This is a genomic window from Azospirillum sp. TSO22-1 (assembly GCF_003116015.1).
Classification (GTDB): domain Bacteria; phylum Pseudomonadota; class Alphaproteobacteria; order Azospirillales; family Azospirillaceae; genus Azospirillum.
Window position 1 is genome coordinate 1 of the sequence record NZ_LGQZ01000040.1, and the last position, 16,022, is coordinate 16,022.

The 16,022-nt window shown below is 71.2% G+C and carries 12 protein-coding genes and 1 tRNA gene; 5 read left to right on the plus strand and 8 right to left on the minus strand.

All coding sequences use genetic code 11. The features are described from left to right. Positions 1 to 153: 153 nt before the first annotated feature. Positions 154 to 1,395: a threonine synthase gene (locus tag TSO221_RS12105; protein ID WP_109118752.1), complete on the plus strand. Its 1,242-nt coding sequence runs from the start codon at positions 154 to 156 to the stop codon at positions 1,393 to 1,395. Positions 1,396 to 1,533: 138 nt separating this feature from the next. On the opposite strand, the gene TSO221_RS12110 is transcribed toward TSO221_RS12105, so the two are convergent. After that, entirely contained in the window at positions 1,534 to 2,529 is a 996-nt protein-coding gene (locus TSO221_RS12110) for a C-terminal binding protein (RefSeq protein WP_109118753.1), read from the minus strand. 85 nt (positions 2,530 to 2,614) lie between these two features. Between TSO221_RS12110 and TSO221_RS12115 the strand changes: the two genes are divergently transcribed. Both TSO221_RS12115 and TSO221_RS34990 read left to right on the plus strand, forming a co-directional pair. Next, complete coding sequence (locus TSO221_RS12115) at positions 2,615 to 4,138, plus strand: 4-hydroxyphenylacetate 3-hydroxylase N-terminal domain-containing protein (RefSeq protein WP_109118778.1); 1,524 nt, start codon at positions 2,615 to 2,617, stop codon at positions 4,136 to 4,138. A gap of 210 nt (positions 4,139 to 4,348) precedes the next feature. Continuing rightward, entirely contained in the window at positions 4,349 to 4,564 is a 216-nt protein-coding gene (locus tag TSO221_RS34990) for a hypothetical protein (protein WP_146208786.1), read from the plus strand. Here the strand turns inward: TSO221_RS34990 and TSO221_RS12120 are convergent. The 6 genes from TSO221_RS12120 to TSO221_RS12145 all read right to left on the minus strand — a co-directional run bounded on the left by TSO221_RS12120 (position 4,508) and on the right by TSO221_RS12145 (position 14,107). Next, positions 4,508 to 5,578, minus strand: a complete 1,071-nt coding sequence (locus TSO221_RS12120; protein ID WP_109118754.1) for an ABC transporter ATP-binding protein — start codon at positions 5,576 to 5,578, stop codon at positions 4,508 to 4,510. The genes TSO221_RS34990 and TSO221_RS12120 overlap by 57 nt on opposite strands. Continuing rightward, positions 5,571 to 7,241, minus strand: a complete 1,671-nt coding sequence (locus tag TSO221_RS12125) for an iron ABC transporter permease (protein WP_109118755.1) — start codon at positions 7,239 to 7,241, stop codon at positions 5,571 to 5,573. The genes TSO221_RS12120 and TSO221_RS12125 overlap by 8 nt, the downstream gene beginning before the upstream one ends. A 7-nt stretch (positions 7,242 to 7,248) precedes the next feature. Continuing rightward, positions 7,249 to 8,340, minus strand: a complete 1,092-nt coding sequence (locus tag TSO221_RS12130; protein WP_109118756.1) for an ABC transporter substrate-binding protein — start codon at positions 8,338 to 8,340, stop codon at positions 7,249 to 7,251. A gap of 81 nt (positions 8,341 to 8,421) precedes the next feature. Further along, entirely contained in the window at positions 8,422 to 9,249 is an 828-nt protein-coding gene (gene cysE, locus TSO221_RS12135; protein WP_109118757.1) for a serine O-acetyltransferase, read from the minus strand. Between the two features lie 91 nt (positions 9,250 to 9,340). Beyond that, the gene (locus TSO221_RS12140; protein WP_109118758.1) at positions 9,341 to 11,452 is read right to left on the minus strand and encodes an EAL domain-containing protein; all 2,112 of its coding nucleotides are present in this window, start codon (positions 11,450 to 11,452) and stop codon (positions 9,341 to 9,343) included. A gap of 147 nt (positions 11,453 to 11,599) precedes the next feature. Then, positions 11,600 to 14,107 (minus strand): methyl-accepting chemotaxis protein, encoded by a 2,508-nt coding sequence (locus tag TSO221_RS12145; RefSeq protein WP_109118759.1) that lies wholly within the window; start codon positions 14,105 to 14,107, stop codon positions 11,600 to 11,602. Between the two features lie 230 nt (positions 14,108 to 14,337). Between TSO221_RS12145 and msrP the strand changes: the two genes are divergently transcribed. Both msrP and TSO221_RS12155 read left to right on the plus strand, forming a co-directional pair. After that, positions 14,338 to 15,264, plus strand: a complete 927-nt coding sequence (msrP, locus tag TSO221_RS12150; RefSeq protein WP_109118760.1) for a protein-methionine-sulfoxide reductase catalytic subunit MsrP — start codon at positions 14,338 to 14,340, stop codon at positions 15,262 to 15,264. 1 nt (position 15,265) lies between these two features. Next, positions 15,266 to 15,904, plus strand: a complete 639-nt coding sequence (locus TSO221_RS12155) for a protein-methionine-sulfoxide reductase heme-binding subunit MsrQ (protein WP_109118761.1) — start codon at positions 15,266 to 15,268, stop codon at positions 15,902 to 15,904. A 34-nt stretch (positions 15,905 to 15,938) separates the two neighbouring features. Here TSO221_RS12155 and TSO221_RS12160 read toward each other — a convergent pair. Then, positions 15,939 to 16,014: transfer RNA gene (locus TSO221_RS12160), tRNA-Glu, on the minus strand. Between the last annotated feature and the right edge of the window lie 8 nt (positions 16,015 to 16,022).

The following is a 16,022-nucleotide window of genomic DNA, read 5'->3' on the forward strand; positions in this document are numbered from 1 at the left end:
CCGCGCGGCGGCGGGGTGAGGGTAACGGCAAGGATCCTTGCGCTACCCCCACCCCAACCCTCCCCCGGGGCGGGGGAGGGAGCAACCCCTCACCCGGCCCTTTCGGGCCGACCTCTCCCGGAGCGGGAGAGGTGAACCACAGGAGACCCCACCGTGCGTTTCGACGCCAACCTGACCACCGAGCGTCCGACCTTCGTCACCCATCTGGAGTGCTCCTACACCGGCGAGCGCTACGAGGCCGACCGCGTGCACAACCTGTCGGCCGCCGGCAAGCCGCTGCTGGTGCGCTACGACCTCGACGGCGTACGCAATACGCTGAGCAAGGACGCGCTGGCCCGGCGCCCGCAGGACCTCTGGCGCTACCGCGAGCTGCTGCCGGTGCGCCGCGTCAAGGACATCGTCAGCCTCGGCGAGGCGGTGACCCCGCTCGTGCCCCTGCCCCGCCTCGCCGCGAAGCTCGGTGCGTCGGAACTGCTGGTGAAGGACGAAGGCCGGCTGCCGACCGGATCGTTCAAGGCGCGCGGCCTCGTGATGGCGGTGTCCATGGCGAAGGCGCTGGGCATCGAACACATGGCAATGCCGACCAACGGCAACGCCGGCGCCGCGCTGGCCGCCTACGCCAGCCGCTGCGGCATCCGGACCACCATCTTCTGCCCGGAGGACACGCCGGAGGTGAACGTCTCCGAGATCGAGCTGCAGGGCGCCACGGTGTACCGGGTCAACGGGCTGATCGACGACTGCGGCAAGATCGTCGGCCAGGGCAAGGCGGAGGCCGGCTGGTTCGATACCTCCACCCTCAAGGAGCCGTACCGGATCGAGGGCAAGAAGACCATGGGCCTGGAATTGGCCGAGCAGCTCGGCTGGGAGGTGCCGGACGTGATCTTCTATCCCACCGGCGGCGGCACCGGGTTGATCGGCATGTGGAAGGCGTTCGCCGAGCTGGAGGCCATCGGCTTCATCGGCTCCAAGCGCCCGCGCATGGTGGCGGTGCAGGCCGCCGGCTGCGCGCCGATGGTCCGCGCCTGGGAACAGGGCGAGGAGCACGCGCCGCGCTGGGAGGACGCGCACACCATCGCGTCGGGCATCCGCGTGCCGCAGGCGGTGGGCGACTTCCTGATCCTGCGCGCCGTGCGCGAAAGCGGCGGCTTCGCCGTGGCGGTGCCCGACGACGCCATCCAGGCGGCGCTGGACGAGGCGGCTCGCGAGGAGGGCTTCCTGCTCTGCCCCGAGGGGGCGGCGACCTACGCGGCGTACAAGCTGGCGCTGGCCGACGGGCGGGTGGCGAAGAGCGACCGCGCGGTGCTGTTCAACTGCGCGACCGGGCTGAAGTACCCGCTGCCGCCGGTGCACCGGACGCTGGACCGGACCAAGCCGATCGATTTCGGGGCTTTGTAGGGAGACGCGAGCCCTCTCCCAGCCCCGCTGGGGGAGGGTTGGGTGGGGGCAGCGGCCTATCGGAAAAGCCGTCGCCCCCACCCTCCCGCTGCGCGGGTCCCTCCCTCCCCCTGCGGAGCAGGGGGAGGGCGCGTTTGCCTACTCCAAAATCCGGTTCCGCAGCACCCCGTCCTCCAGGAAGATCCGCACCGTCCCCGCCGCGTTCCGCCGCATCTCCACGCCGGCCTCGTCCGAGTGGAACGCGTTGTGCGGCGTGATGACCAGCCGCCCGGCCAGCCACTCCTCCCGCCCCCGCCACGCGTCCAGCAGCGGGTGCGGCTGCGGCGGCTCGCTCGGCAGCACGTCCAGCCCCGCCGCCGCCAGCCGGCCACTGCGCAACGCCGCCTCCAACGCGTCGAGCCCGTCCAGCAGGTCGCCGCGCGCCGTGTTCACCAGGATCGCCCCCGGCTTGAAGCGCTCCAGCCGCGCGGCGTCGAGCATGCCGCGGGTCTCGCGGTTGGCCGGACAGTGGAAGGTCACGAAATCCGCCTGCCCCAGCAGTTCGTCCAGGTGCCGCACCCGCATGTAGCCGACCGCCTTCTCGTGCCCGGCCGGCTGGTAGGGATCGTACCCAAGGATCCGGTAGCCGAACGGCTTCAGCCGGTTGACCATGGCCGTGCCGATCCGCCCCACCCCGACCACGCCCACCGTCGCCGCCGAGGAGCGGCGCAGCGGCGACAGCGTGTTGGTCTGCCAGCGCGTGGTGTAGGTCCGCGCCCGCGCGTCATGCTCCCACAAGCGGCGTTGCAGCGACAGGATCAGCGCCAGCGCGTGGTCGGCGACCTCCTCGGTGCCGTAGTCGGGGTTGTTGGCGAAGAGGATGCCGGCGGCAGTCAGCGCCGCCACGTCCACCTTGTCGTACCCCACGCCGAACCGCACCACCAGCCGGCAGCGCGTCAGGTGCGGGATGCTGCGCGCCGTCACCGGCACGCTCCATACCAGCAGCGCGTCGAGCCGGGCGAGGCGTGCCGGGTCGAGATCCTCCTCCCGCCGGACGTCCAGGTAGTCCAGTTCCACCTCCGGCCCCAGCGCCGCCGCCTCCAGGTCGAGCGGCGGCATCATGTGGTCGGTCACGCCCACGACCCAGCGCGCCATGCATACCTCCTCACGTTTGCGTTCGGATTGTTGCCCCGTTCCGCGAAACGGGCAACACTGGGAAAAAATACGGGAGGGTATGGTCATGCTGATGTCCGCCGCGGACTATCGGGAGTCGCTGCGCCGCTACGCCCCGCGGGTGTTCGTCGACGGCCGCGCGGTGGACAGCGTGGCGGACGAGCCTAGCCTCGCGCCCGGCGTCAACGCCGTCGGCATCACCTACGACTTCGCGCTGCGGCCGGAGCACGCGACGCTGATGACGGCGCGCCAGGGCACCTCGGCCAAGACTGTCAACCGCATGCTGCACATCAACGAGACCAGCACCGACCTGCTCTACAAGCTGGAGGCGGTGCGCTTGGTCTGCCGCGAGTCCGGCTGCGCCCAGCGCTACCTGTCGCACGACGCGCTGAACGGCCTGTTCCAGGCCACCAAGCGCACCGACGACGCGCACGGCACCGACTACCACCAGCGCTTCCTCGCCTACCTGCACCGGGTGCAGGACGAGGACCTGACGCTCGGCATCGCCATGACCGACGCCAAGGGCGACCGCTCGAAGCGCCCTGGCGCCCAGGCCAACCCCGACGTCTACGTGCACATCTCCCAGCGCCGGCCGGACGGCGTCGTCATCCGCGGCACCAAGGCCATCGTCACCGGCGCCCCCTACATGCACGAGTTCCTGGTGATGCCCTGCCGCACCATGACGCCGGAGGACGCGGATTTCGCCGTCTGCTGCGCGGTGCCGGCGGACGCGCCGGGCGTCACCATCGTCGCCCGCCCGGCCGGCCGCCCCGGCGAGGCGGCGGCGAAGTTCTCCGGCCGCTACGGCCAGTCCACCGGCGTGGTGGTGTTCGACGACGTGTTCGTGCCGTGGGAGCACGTGTTCCTGGCCGGCGAGACCGAGGAGGGCGGTTTCCTCACCACCAGCTACGCCACCCACCACCGGCACTCCTGCATCGGCGCGCGGGCTGGCTTCGGCGACCTGCTGATCGGCGCCGGTGCGCTGATGATCGAGGCGAACGGCCTCGACCCCGACCGGCACGGCCACATCCGCGACGCCATGGTCGACCTCATCAAGATCGTCGAGGGCTTCTTTGCCTGCGGCGTGGCGGCATCGGTCTACGGGATGAAGGACCCGGCGGGCTCGATCATGCCCGACGCGGTGTTCTCCAACATCGGCAAGCTGCTGCTGGCGACACAGATCTACGACATGCACCGGCTGGCCCACTATGTGTCCGGCGGGCTGGTGGTCGCCCTGCCCGGCCCGGACGAGGACCACAACCCCGAGACGGCGGCGTCGCTCGCCGCGGTGCTCGCCGGCCGGCCGGACATCCCGGCGGCGCAGCGGCTGGAGGTGGCGCGGCTGGTCGAGGACCTGACGGCGTCCAACCAGGGCGGCTGGTACTCGATGATCTCGCTGCACGGCGGCGGCTCGCCGGAGGCGATGAAGCGGGAGATCTGGCGCAACTACCCGGTCATGGAGAAGGTCGAGCTGGTCGAACGCCTGCTGGAGCGCGGCGTGGCGGACGAGGGCCGGCGGGTGTCGAAGCAGCCGGGGCGCTGCTGCGCCACCGGGTGCGAGGTGCCGGAGATCGGGAAGGCGGCGGAGTAGCAGACGCGCTTGCCCCCACCCCTGCCCCCTCCCCCGCTTCGCAGGGGAGGGGGAATACGGCGGAGCTCCCTCCCCTGCGAAGCGGGGGAGGGTCGGGGTGGGGGCAATACGCCTCAGATCCGTGACATTTTATCGGTATTAACCATAAAAGGTTTCCGCCATCGGCCGAAGGTGCTAGGCATGCGGTACCGCCGCTTGCCAGAGGCCGCCATGTCCGACCAATCGACCGTCTCCCGCCTGCTCTGCCGCTGCTGCGGCCTGCCGGTGCTGCGCGGCCAGGCGCACTGGGCCGGCGACCGCGAGGGGCATCCGTGGCACTACGAGTGCGCGGAGAAGTCCGGCCTCACCATCCCCTGGCGGCCGCGCGCCTCAGAAGAGCCACACCCGGTCGGGCGGGAACTCCAGCCAGTGGCGGCCGGGCGCTAGTTCGCGGTCGCCGTAGGCGCGCACCTTCAGCGGGCCGCGGTGGAACAGGTACTCCCAGCGCTCGCCCAGGTACATCGAGGTCACCAGCTCCAGCCCCAGCCGGTTCTCCCCCGGCCCGTCCGCCGGGCGCACGGACTCCAGCCGCACGATGCCCGTCGCCGGGCCGCCCGCCGCGCGCTCGCCCTGCATGCGGCCCCACAGCAGCGGCTCGTCCTGCGCTTTTCCCGCCACCGCCAGCGCGGCGTAGCCGTCGCGCCGCTCGGCCAGCGTGCCGTCCAGGCGGTTGTTGGCGCCCATGAACTCGGCCACGAACAGGCTCTTCGGCGCGCCGTACATCTCCTGCGGCGTGCCGGCCTGCTCGACCTGCCCGGCGTTCAGCAGCAGAATGCGGTCGGCGATGGCCATCGCCTCGACCTGGTCGTGCGTCACGCACAGCGCCGAGAGGTGCAGCGTGACGATCAGCTCGCGCAGCCACGCCCGCGCCTCCTCGCGCAGCTTGGCGTCGAGGTTGGACAGCGGTTCGTCCAGCAGGATCACCGGCGGGCTGTAGACCAGTGCGCGGGCCAGCGCCACGCGCTGCTGCTGCCCGCCGGAGAGCTGGTGCGGGAAGCGCCCGGCGTGCTGGCCCAGGCCGATCTGGCCCAGCACCTGCTCGACCCGCTGGCGGATCTCGCCGCTCCCCACGCCGCGCAGCTTCAGCCCGTACGCCACGTTGTCGAACACCGTGCGGTGCGGCCACAGCGCGTAGGACTGGAAGACGAGGCCGAGGTTGCGCTTCTCCGCCGGCAGGTCGATGCGCGCGCCCGCGTCGAACACCGGCCGGCCGCCCAGCGAGATGCGCCCGGCGAACGGCTGCTCCAGCCCGGCCACGGCGCGCAGCAGCGTGGTCTTGCCGCTCCCCGAGGGGCCGAGCAGGGCGACCACCTGCCCGCGCTCCAGCTCCATGGACACGCCCTTCAGGATCTCCATGCCGCCCAGCCGCAGGCGGACGTTCTCGACGCTCAGCTCAGCCATGCAGGCGCACCCCCAGGCGGAGCGCGGCCAGCAGCCCCACCCCCACCATCGCGACGTTGATGACGGACAGCGCGGAGATCAGGTCGATGTCGCCCGTCCCCCACAGCGAGACGAGCAGCGAGCCGATCACCTCCGTTCCCGGCCCCAGCAGGTAGATGCCGGTGGAGTACTCGCGCACGAAGATCATGAAGATCAGCAGCCAGCTGCCCAGCAGGCCGAAGCGGATCAGCGGGATGGTGACATCCAGGTTCACCCGGTGCGGCCCCGCTCCCACGACCCGCGCCCCCTCCTCCAGCTCCGGCGCCACCTGCAGGAGCGCCGAGCTGATGAGCCGCATGCCGTAGGCCAGCCACACCACCGAGTAGGCGATCCACACGCTGATCATGGTGCTCTTGAGATAGCCGAGCCCCGGCACGAACAGGAAGATCCACAGGATGGCGAGGCCGGCGACCAGCCCCGGCATGGCCCGCGGCACCAGCACCAGGAAGTCGAGCAGCCGCACCCACCTGGACGGCCAGCGGTGCGCCGCCAGCGCGACGGCGGTGTAGCACGCAACCGACAGCGCCCCGCCGATGACGCCGATGCCCAGCGTGTTGAGGATGCCGCGGATCAGGTTCGGGTATTCCCACAGGTCGCGGTAGTGGGCGAGCGTCAGCTGGTCGGCCAATGTCACCCCCCGTCCCCACGAGCTGACCACGGAGCGCAGGCCGATGCCGGCCAGCGGGATCACCACCGTGGCGACCAGCCACAGCGCCAGCAGGCCCAGCGCCAGCCACTTCCAGCCGCCGAGCTTCAGCGGCGTCTGCCGCGCGCCCTTGCCCTTCATGGTGACGTACTTGCCGGCCTGCCGCAGCAGCGTGCGCTGCAACACCACCAGCGGGAAGGTGACGAACACCAGCGCCACGACGACGACGGCCATCAGCTGGTACGACGGCGTGCCCAGCAGGTTGGTCAGCTTGTAGAGGTAGGTGGACATCACCAGGATGCCCTGCGGGTCGCCCAGCACCAGCGGCAGCCCGAACAGCTCGAAGCCCAGGAAGAACACCAGCACGCCGGCGTACAGCAGCGCCGGCATCACCATCGGCAGGCTGACGTCGATGGCCACCCGCCACGGCCCGGCGCCGCCGACGCGCGCCGCCTCCTCCAGGTCGGACGACACGCCGCGCAGCGCCGAGGAGGCGTAGAGGTAGACGTGCGGCACGTGCGTCAGCCCGGCCACCAGCACCAGCCCGGTGATGGAATAGATGTCCCACGGCACGAAGCCGAACCACGCCTCGGCCGGCAGCGACAGGAAGCCCACCGGCCCCGCCGCCACCACGTAGCCGAAGGCCAGCACCACCGGCGACAGGAACACCGGCAGCAGCAGCAGCGGCTCCAGCCAGCGCCGCCCCGGCAGGTCGGTGCGCACCACCAGGAAGGCCAGGATGCCGCCCAGCGGCACGGCGATGGCCGTCATCCCCGTCGCGATCATCAGCGAATTGAGGAACGCCGAATGGAAGTCCTCGTCGGTCAGCACGTACTCGTACGCCGACAGGGTGAACTGGATCTTCGGCGCGAAGAACGGGTTGTCGAGGAAGCTCTGGTAGAAGACCAGCCCCAGCGGTGCGAGCACCACCAGGGCGGTCACCAGGATGACGGAGATGCGGGGGAAGGAGGTCCGCATCGCCGCCTCACTTGCCTTGCATCGCCTGCTGCCACTGCTTGATGAAGGTCAGGCGCTTGGTCTGGTCCAGCGTCGACAGCAGCTCCGGCCCGACCTTGATCGGCTTCACCTTGTCGCCGAGCTTGGCGTTGACCGCCTTGGCCGTCGCCTCGCCCGCGACGTCGTCGCGGATCGAGAACAGCTCGGCCTGGTTGGCGACCAGCGTCTGCCCGCGCTTGGAGAGCACGTAGTCGAGGAACAGCTTGGCGGCGTTCGGGTTCTTGGCAGCCTTCGGGATGAAGGCGACGCGCGACATCACCAGCGTGTAGTCCTCGGGGTAGACGATGCCGATGTTCGGGTCCTTCTTCGAGCGCGTCAGCGCGTAGGAACCGAAGATGTTGTAGCCGATGAGGTGCTCGCCCGAGGTCACCCGCTCCAGCATGGCGCCGGCCGAGGTGTAGAGCTTGATGCCCGACTTGCCGAAGGCGCGGAACAGGTCGCGCGCCCCCGGCGACACCGCCGCGTCCTGCGTCACGAACAGGTAGCCGACGCCCGAGCGCTCGGGATCGTAGGCGGTGACCTTGCCCTTGTACTCGGCGGCCTTGGCCTCCAGCAGCTTGGCGAGGTCGGCGTGCGTCTTCGGCACGTCGCCGTCCGGCACCAGGCGCTTGTTGTAGATGAAGATCACCGGCTCGAAGGTCGTGCCGAACGCCTCGTTCTTCCACACCGACCACTGCGGCAGCGCCTTCAGCTCCGGCGACTCGTAGGCCTGGGCGTAGCCGTCGTTGACCAGCTTGATCTGCAGGTCCATGGCCGAGGACCACAGCACGTCGCCGCTGCCCGCACCGGCCGCCGCCTCGGAGATGAAGCGGTTGTACAGCTCGGTCGAATTGAGGTCGTTGTACTCCACCGTGACGTTCGGATAGAGCGTCTTGAAGTCGTCCAGCAGCGGCCGCACCTGCGCCGCGTCGGTGGAGGAATAGACCACCACCTTGCCCTCCTTGACGGCGGCGGCGATGGTGTCCTTGTAGCTGGCCGGATAGCCCTCCGGCACGGTCTGCGCCATGGCCGGCAGCGCGAGCAAGCCGGCGACCGCGGCGCCGAGCAGCGTGTTGCGCATCTCCACTCCTCCCTCGTTCTTCCTTGTTCTGGAAGGACAAAGGTGGCACGCAACCGCGGCCTTGACCAGCGCCGACGCGCGTCAGATGTCGATCCCGAGGTTCTGGTAGTCGTCGCCCAGGCTCTGGTCCATATCGACGCCGGGCACCATGCCGGAGCACCAGCCGACGATGCGCGCCGGCACGCCGGCCACGGTGGCGCAGGGCGGCACGCTCTTCAGCACCACGCTGCCCGCCCCCACCTTGGCGCGCGCGCCGATCTCGATGTTGCCCAGCACCTTGGCGCCGGCCGACAGCAGCACGCCGTCGCGCACCTTGGGGTGGCGGTCGCCGTGCTCCTTGCCGGTGCCGCCCAACGTGACGTTCTGCAGGATCGAGACGTCGTTGCCGATCACCGCGGTCTCGCCCACCACCACGCCGGTGCCGTGGTCGATGAAGACGCCGCGTCCGACCGGCACCGCCGGGTGGATGTCCACGGCGTAGACCTCCGACACCCGGTTCTGCAGGTAGTGCGCCAGCGCATGCCGCCCATCGTTCCACAGCCAGTGCGCCACCCGGTGCCATTGCAGCGCGTGGAAGCCCTTGAAGTGCAGGAACGGCGTCAGCCAGCCGTCGGCCGCCGGATCGCGGGCGACGATGGCCGCGAGGTCGGCGAACGCCGCCCCCAGGATGCGCGGGTCGCCGCGCAGCGCCGAATCGACCAGTTCGCCCAACTGCTCGCGCCCGACGTCCGGCCCAGCGAGCCGGCGCGCCAGACAGGCGGACAGCGCCGCCTCCGGCCCGTGGTGCGCCAGCACCGCCGACTCCATCACGCCGCGCAGCATCGCCTCGCCCGCCGCCGCCGCCGCGGCCTCGGCGCGCAGCCGGTCCCAGGCTTCCGCCTCGGTGGTCGTCGTGATCAGCCCATCCATGCCGCAAAATCCGCGTCCGTCGGTCCGTGCGGCGCATCATGGCGCAAAGCCGGGCGGACGAACAGACGCTTCGGCGAACACCACCCGTGCGTTAGCCGCCGTCCCGCTCCGCCGCCCAGCGCTCCAACGCGTCGGCCGTCATCGGCCGGGCGATGGCGTAGCCCTGCGCCTCGGCGCAGCCGCAGCGGCGCAGCGCCTCCAGCAGGTCGGCGCACTCCACCCCCTCGGCGATCGCGCGGGTGCCGAGGTTGCGGGCGAGCGAGACCATGGTCTGCACCACCACGGCGTCGGCGGGATCGCACAGCATGCGGCGCACGAAGCTCTGGTCGATCTTCAGCGACGCGATGGGCGGCAGACGGCGCAGCGTCGCGAAGGAGGAATAGCCGGTGCCGAAATCGTCGATGGCGATCTCCACCCCCAGCGCCGAGATCCGCCCGAGCACGGCGAGCGCCCGGTCCGGGTCGGCCATCATGGCGGTCTCGGTGATCTCCAGCTCCAGCAGCCGGGGCGGCAGGCCGTGCCGCTCCAGTGTGGCGCGCACCTGGTCGGGCAGCGACTCGTCGATCAGGTTGCGGGCCGACAGGTTGACGGCGATCCGCCACGGCCGCCCCCCCGCCTGCAAAGCCCCCGCCCGCCACGCCTCGGCCTGCGCCACGGCGGCGTCCAGCACCCAGGCGGTCATGGCGTGGATGAGGTCGCTCATCTCCGCCATCGGCACGAACTCGCCCGGCGGGATCAGGCCGAAGTGCGGGTGCTGCCAGCGCACCAGCGCCTCGGCGCCGACCGTCGTGCCATCCTCCACCCGCAGGATCGGCTGGTAGTGCAGCAGCAGCTGCCCGCTGCGGATCGCGTCGCCCAGGTCGGCCATCAGCGCGAGGCGCGAGGCGCTGTGCGTGTCGGCCTGCGCCATGTAGTGCGACCAGCCGGTCTGCTTGCGCTTGGCGACGTACATCGCCACGTCGGCACAGCGCAGCAGGGTCGAGGAATCGCGGCCGTCCTGCGGGTAGACGGCGATGCCGATGCTGGCCCCGACGTCCAGGCGCATGCCTTCCAGCGTGAAGGGCCGGCGCAGCGCGGTGAGGAACTCCAGCGCCCAGCCCTTGGCCTCCTCCGGCCCGGCGCCGGGCAGGACGACGGCGAACTCGTCGCCGCCCAGGCGCGCCGCGAAGCCGTCGCGGTCGGCAACCACCTCGACCAGCCGGGCCGAGACCATGCGCAGCAGCTCGTCGCCGACGTGGTGGCCGAGCGTGTCGTTGACCTCCTTGAAGCGGTCGAGGTCGATCAGCAGCAGCGCGAAGGCGCGCTGTCCCTCCTGCGCGCCCTCCTGTGCGTCCGCGATGCGCTGCCGCGCCACCTCGTGCAGCCGCTTGCGGTTCGGCATCCCGGTCAGCGAATCGTGGTGCGCCAGGAACTCCACCATGGCGAGGTGGGCCTTGCGCTCGGTGATGTCCTTGAACTGCACCAGCCAGCAGGAGCGCCCGTCGATCTGCACCTCCGCCGAGGAGCCGAGCACGGTGACCACCTCGCCGCGCGTGGTGCGGAAATCCACCTCGTGGTTGCGCAGCTGGCCGCGCCGGCGCATCACCTCGACCGTGGCGGCGCGCTGCGACGGGTCGACCCACAGCCCGATCTCCACCGTGCTGCGGCCCAGGACCTCCTCGCGGGCGTAGCCGAAGCCGGTGACGAAGCTGAGGTTGACGTCGAGGATGCGGCCGGTGTCGATCTCCGCCACGATCATCGGGTCGGGGCTGATGGCGAACAGCTGGGCGAACTTCTGCTCCGACTGGAGCATGCGGTTCTCCATCGCCTTGCGCGCCGAGATGTCGCGGGCGATGACGATGCGGAAGCCGTCCTCGCCGGTCTGCACCGGGGCGAGCGTCACCTCCGTCTCGACCAGCGAGCCGTCGGCGCGCCGGTAGGTCCATTCGATCTGCTGGCGGTGCCCGGCCTGCACCAGACGGCCGACCTCCGCCGCCACCTCCAGGGAGGGCCGCCCGTCCGGCTGGCGCTCCGGCGACAGCTCGCCGGAGATGTGGCGACCGACGATCGCCGCGGCCGGACAGCGGAACAGTTCGCTGGCGGCGGGATTGCAGTCCAGCACGACGCCCTGCGCGTCGACCACGAGGATCGCGTCGCCCGCCGCCTCCACGAGGCGGCGCCCCAGCTCGGCTCGGTCGATCGGCATCGGCAACGCGTCGTCCATCACGGCCGCCCGGCAGGAAGAAGAGGAAGCATCGGTAATACCAGAACCCTCGGGGCACGCACCATAAGCCCGCGAGGGTTAACGAGCGGTAGCATCGGCTGCGCGCCGCCGCCAGGACCCGCACGGGTCCTGGCGGGGATGGAGCGATCAAGCCCGCCGGCGCTCCGGCGTCTCGGCTGCGGCGCCGGCCACGTCGGTGGGCAGGCGGCCGCGGGTCAGCCGCTCGAAGGCGACGGCGAAGGCCTGCTGGTCGCGGTCCTTCTCGTCGAAGCGCACGTGCGTCGCCTCCCCGTCCCGCTGCACCACCGTGAAGCCCAGCCGCACCCCGGCGTCGGCCAGCACCAGCGTTCCCCTGGCACCGGGGGCCGCTGCCGCGACGCCGCGGAGCATCGCCCCGCCGCGCGACAGGTTGCCGATAACCGCACCCTGCTCCTGTCCGCCCAACGCCACGGCGCACGGCGCCTCGACCGCGAAGCGCGGGTCGCCGCGCCGATCGGCGTCGCTGGTCGAGGTGCGGACGACACGGACCAGCACGGTGCGCAGCCGCTCGATGGCGTGCGCCACGTCGTCGCTGGCGCCGCCGACGTGGGTGGCCTGCCGGCCGGTCAGGTCGGCCTCGGTCGACACCTCGGCGATGCGGACGGCGACCTCCTGCGCGGCGTTGGTGGTCTCGACGACGCTGCGGGTGATCTCTTGCGTCGCCGCCGCCTGCTCCTCCATGGCGGCGGCGATGGCGGCGGTGATGCGGTCGATCTCGGCGATGGTCGAGCCGATGGCCCCCACCGCCTCGACGGCCGAGTTGGTCGCCTCCTGCACCTCGCCGATCTGCCGGGTGATCTCGTCGGTCGAGCGGGCGGTCTGATTGGCGAGGTTCTTCACCTCCTGCGCCACCACGGCGAAGCCCTTGCCGGCCTCGCCCGCCCGCGCCGCCTCGATGGTGGCGTTGAGGGCCAGCAGGTTGGTCTGGCTGGCGATGCTCTGGATCAGCCCGGCGACCTCGCCGATGCGGCCGACCGCCTCGGACAGCGAGCGGATGGTGTCCTGGGTGCGCACCCCGGTTTCCACCGCCTGCCGGGTGACCGCGCCGGAATGCGCGACCTGCGCGGTGATCTCGCGGATCGAGGCGGCCAGCTCCTCGCTGGCGGCGGCGACGGTCTGGGCGTTGGCCTGCGCCTGCTCGGCGGCGGCGGCCACGCTCTGGGCGTTGGCGCTGACCCGCTCGGCCGAACCGGCCATGCCCAGCGCGTCGCGCGCCATGGCGCCGGTGCGGTCGGCGACCTGCGACACCGCGGCGCCGGCTTCGCGCTCGACCGTCTCGGCCATGCTCCGCAGCGCCACCGTGCGGTCCTGCTCGGCGCGGCGCCGCTGCTCGTTGCTCTCCTGGACCGAGTAGGCGAGCTTCGCCTTCATCGCCCGCAGCAGCGCGGTGACGCGGGTGAACTCCGGCACGCGGGCGTTCTCGATGACGTAGGCGAAGTTGCCGAGGGCGATGGCGTCCAGGTGCGCCTCCATGCGCCGCAGCGGGGTGCGGATGGTGGCCAGCAGCAGCAGGCAGAACCCGACGGCGCCGAGCGCGCCCAGCGCGTTGACGACCGCCGCGATGATGAGGTGAGCCCGGTACTCCTCCTCGGCCTCGCCGACCTCGCGCCCGGCGACGCGGAGCTGCAGGGCGACCAGTTCGCCGGCCGCCGCGGCGACACCGTCGGACAGCGGGATCAGCTTTTCCTTGAGATGCCGCTCGGCGCCGGCCGCGTCGGCGGCGCGCAGCAGCCGCAGCGCCGGAGCGAACCCCTCGGCATCGAGCGCGGCGCGGAGGCCGGCGAGGCGCGCCGTCAGGGCGGCCTGCTCCGGCGTCTGGGCCGTGGCCATGACGCGCTCCCAGACGCCGGCGATCTGGCCGCCGTTCGCCGCCACGGCCGCCGCGCGTGCCTCCAGCGCCGAGGCCGGGGCCCCCGACCGGGCTTCCAGGACGCCGAGGGCGACCTGCTGCACGCTGCTGCGCAGCCGCTCCTGGATCTCGCCAAGCTGCGCCGCCGGCACCGTCCGGTCATGGTAGACGCCGCGCAGCGCATCCCCGGCGTCGAGCATGCCGGCAAGCGAGATCCACGACACCGCGACCATGGCGCAGACCAGCAGCACGAACGCCGCGATCATCCGGCCGGTGATGCCGGCCGCCACCGTCGACAGCCGGGCTGCGGCACCGGTGCGCACGACCTGGCCGTCATCGAGCCCGTAGCCGGCACCCTTGCCGGTGCGGATCGCCTCGTAGATCCGCTCGGCGGCGGCGATGTCGTCGCGCGACGGCTTGGAACGGATCGAGACGTAGCCGGTGATCCGCCCGTCCTCGGTCCACGGCGTGACGTTGGCGCGCACCCAGTAGTGGTCGCCGTTCTTCGCCCGGTTCTTCACCAGCCCTTCCCAGGGACGGCCGGCCTTGATGGTCGCCCACAGGTTGGCGAACGCCTCCTTGGGCATGTGGGGATGGCGCACGAGGTTGTGCGGCGAGCCCAGCAGTTCCTCCTCGGAGAAGCCGCTGATGTCGGTGAACGCCTGGTTGACGAAGCTGATGCGGCCGCCGGTGTCGGTCCTCGACACCAGCAGAGTGCCGTCCTGCATCTCCACTTCGCGGTTGGTGATCGGCCCGTTGTCTCGCATGGCGCCCTTCCCTTTCCCTCGTCCGCCGCTGTCCGGTCATCCGGCCGCGGGCGATTGGCGTATATCCATTGGCTTGTACGGAAGGCCGATAATTTTGGATTGAATTTAATTTGCGACAATTAGCGACGGCGCGTGACGCGCTCACGCGCTTGTGTTCCCGGTGTGATTCGCGCCGTTGCGCCACCACGGTTAGGGTGGCCGTGTTGATGGGCGGGTGTGGAGACGGTCGGATGCTGCTCAGGTTCCCCAAGGCGTCGCAGGCCCGCGAGGACGAGGTGACGCCACGTCCGCTGTTCCTGTCGCGCCGTTCGCTGCTGGCCGGCGGCGCCGCGGCGGCGCTGTTCCCGGACGCGGCGGCCGCGGCCCTCCAGGCGCCGACCACCGTTCGGCCGCGGGACGCCAAACTGGACGAGGTGACGCCGAAGAAGTCGGCCACCACCTACAACAACTTCTACGAATTCGGCGTCGCCAAGACCGACCCCGCCGAGGCCGCCGGTGCCCTGCGCACGCGGCCGTGGGAGGTCGTCGTCGAGGGCGAGGTCGCCAAGCCGACGACCTTCGGCATCGAGGACCTGCTGAACTTCCCGCTGGAGGAGCGCATCTACCGCCTGCGCTGCGTCGAGGCGTGGTCGATGGTGATCCCCTGGGTCGGGTTCCCGCTCGCCGAGTTGCTGAAGCGGGTGGAGCCCACGGGTGCGGCCCGCTACGTCGCCTTCCAGACCCTGCACGCCCCCGACCAGATGCCGGTGCTGCGCACCGGCTTCATGGAGTGGCCGTACGTCGAGGGCCTGCGCCTGGACGAGGCGATGCACCCGCTGGCCATCCTGGCGGTGGGCATGTACGGCGACGTGCTGCCGAACCAGAACGGCGCGCCGGTGCGGCTGGTGATGCCGTGGAAGTACGGCTTCAAGTCGATCAAGTCGATCGTCCGCATCCGGCTGACCCGCGACCAGCCGCCGACCACCTGGAACCGCATGCAGGCGCAGGAGTACGGCTTCTACGCCAACGTGAATCCGGACGTCGACCACCCGCGCTGGAGCCAGGCGACCGAGCGCCGCGTCGGCGAGTTCCTGCGCCGCAAGACGCTGCCGTTCAACGGCTACGCCGAGGAGGTCGCGTCGCTGTACGCCGGCATGGACCTGAAGGCGAGCTTCTGAGATGCGCCGCTGGATCGAGACGCGCCTGGCCTCGCGCCGGGCCAAGCCGGCGGCGTTCGCCCTGGCGCTGCTGCCGCTGGGGTGGATGGTGTGGCTGGCGCTGTCCGGCGGGCTGGGCGCGGAGCCGGTCGCCGGCGCGGTGCGGGAGACCGGGGTCTGGGCGCTGCGCTTCCTGCTGCTGGCGCTGGCGGTCACGCCGCTGCGCCGGCTGACCGGGCTGTCGGGGCTGGCGCGCTTCCGCCGGATGATCGGGCTGTTCGCCTTCTTCTACGCGGTGGTGCACCTGTCCACCTACGTCGGCATCGACCAGTTCTTCGACTGGGCCGCGGTGTGGAAGGACATCGTCAAGCGCCCCTACATCACCGTCGGCATGGGCGCCTTCCTGGTCCTGACGGCGCTGGCGGCGACCTCCACCGACGCCATGGTCCGCCGCCTCGGCGGGCGGCGCTGGCGGACCATGCACAAGGCGGTGTTCGCCGCGGGTGCTGCGGGCTGCCTGCACTACGTCATGCTGGTGAAGGGATGGCAGACGGCGCCGCTGGTCTACGCCGCGGTGTTCGCCGCCCTGCTCGGCGTGCGGTGGCTGCCGCGCGTAAGGTTCCAAGTCATGGCAACAAAAAAGGCCCAGCCGCAAAGCTGAGCCCGTTCCGTCATCTTGCCCACCTTGGAGAAGGTGGCGTCCCCACGGGGATTCGAACCCCGGTTGCCGCCGTGAGAGGGCGGTGTCCTAGGCCTCTAGACGATGGGGACGTCGTTCG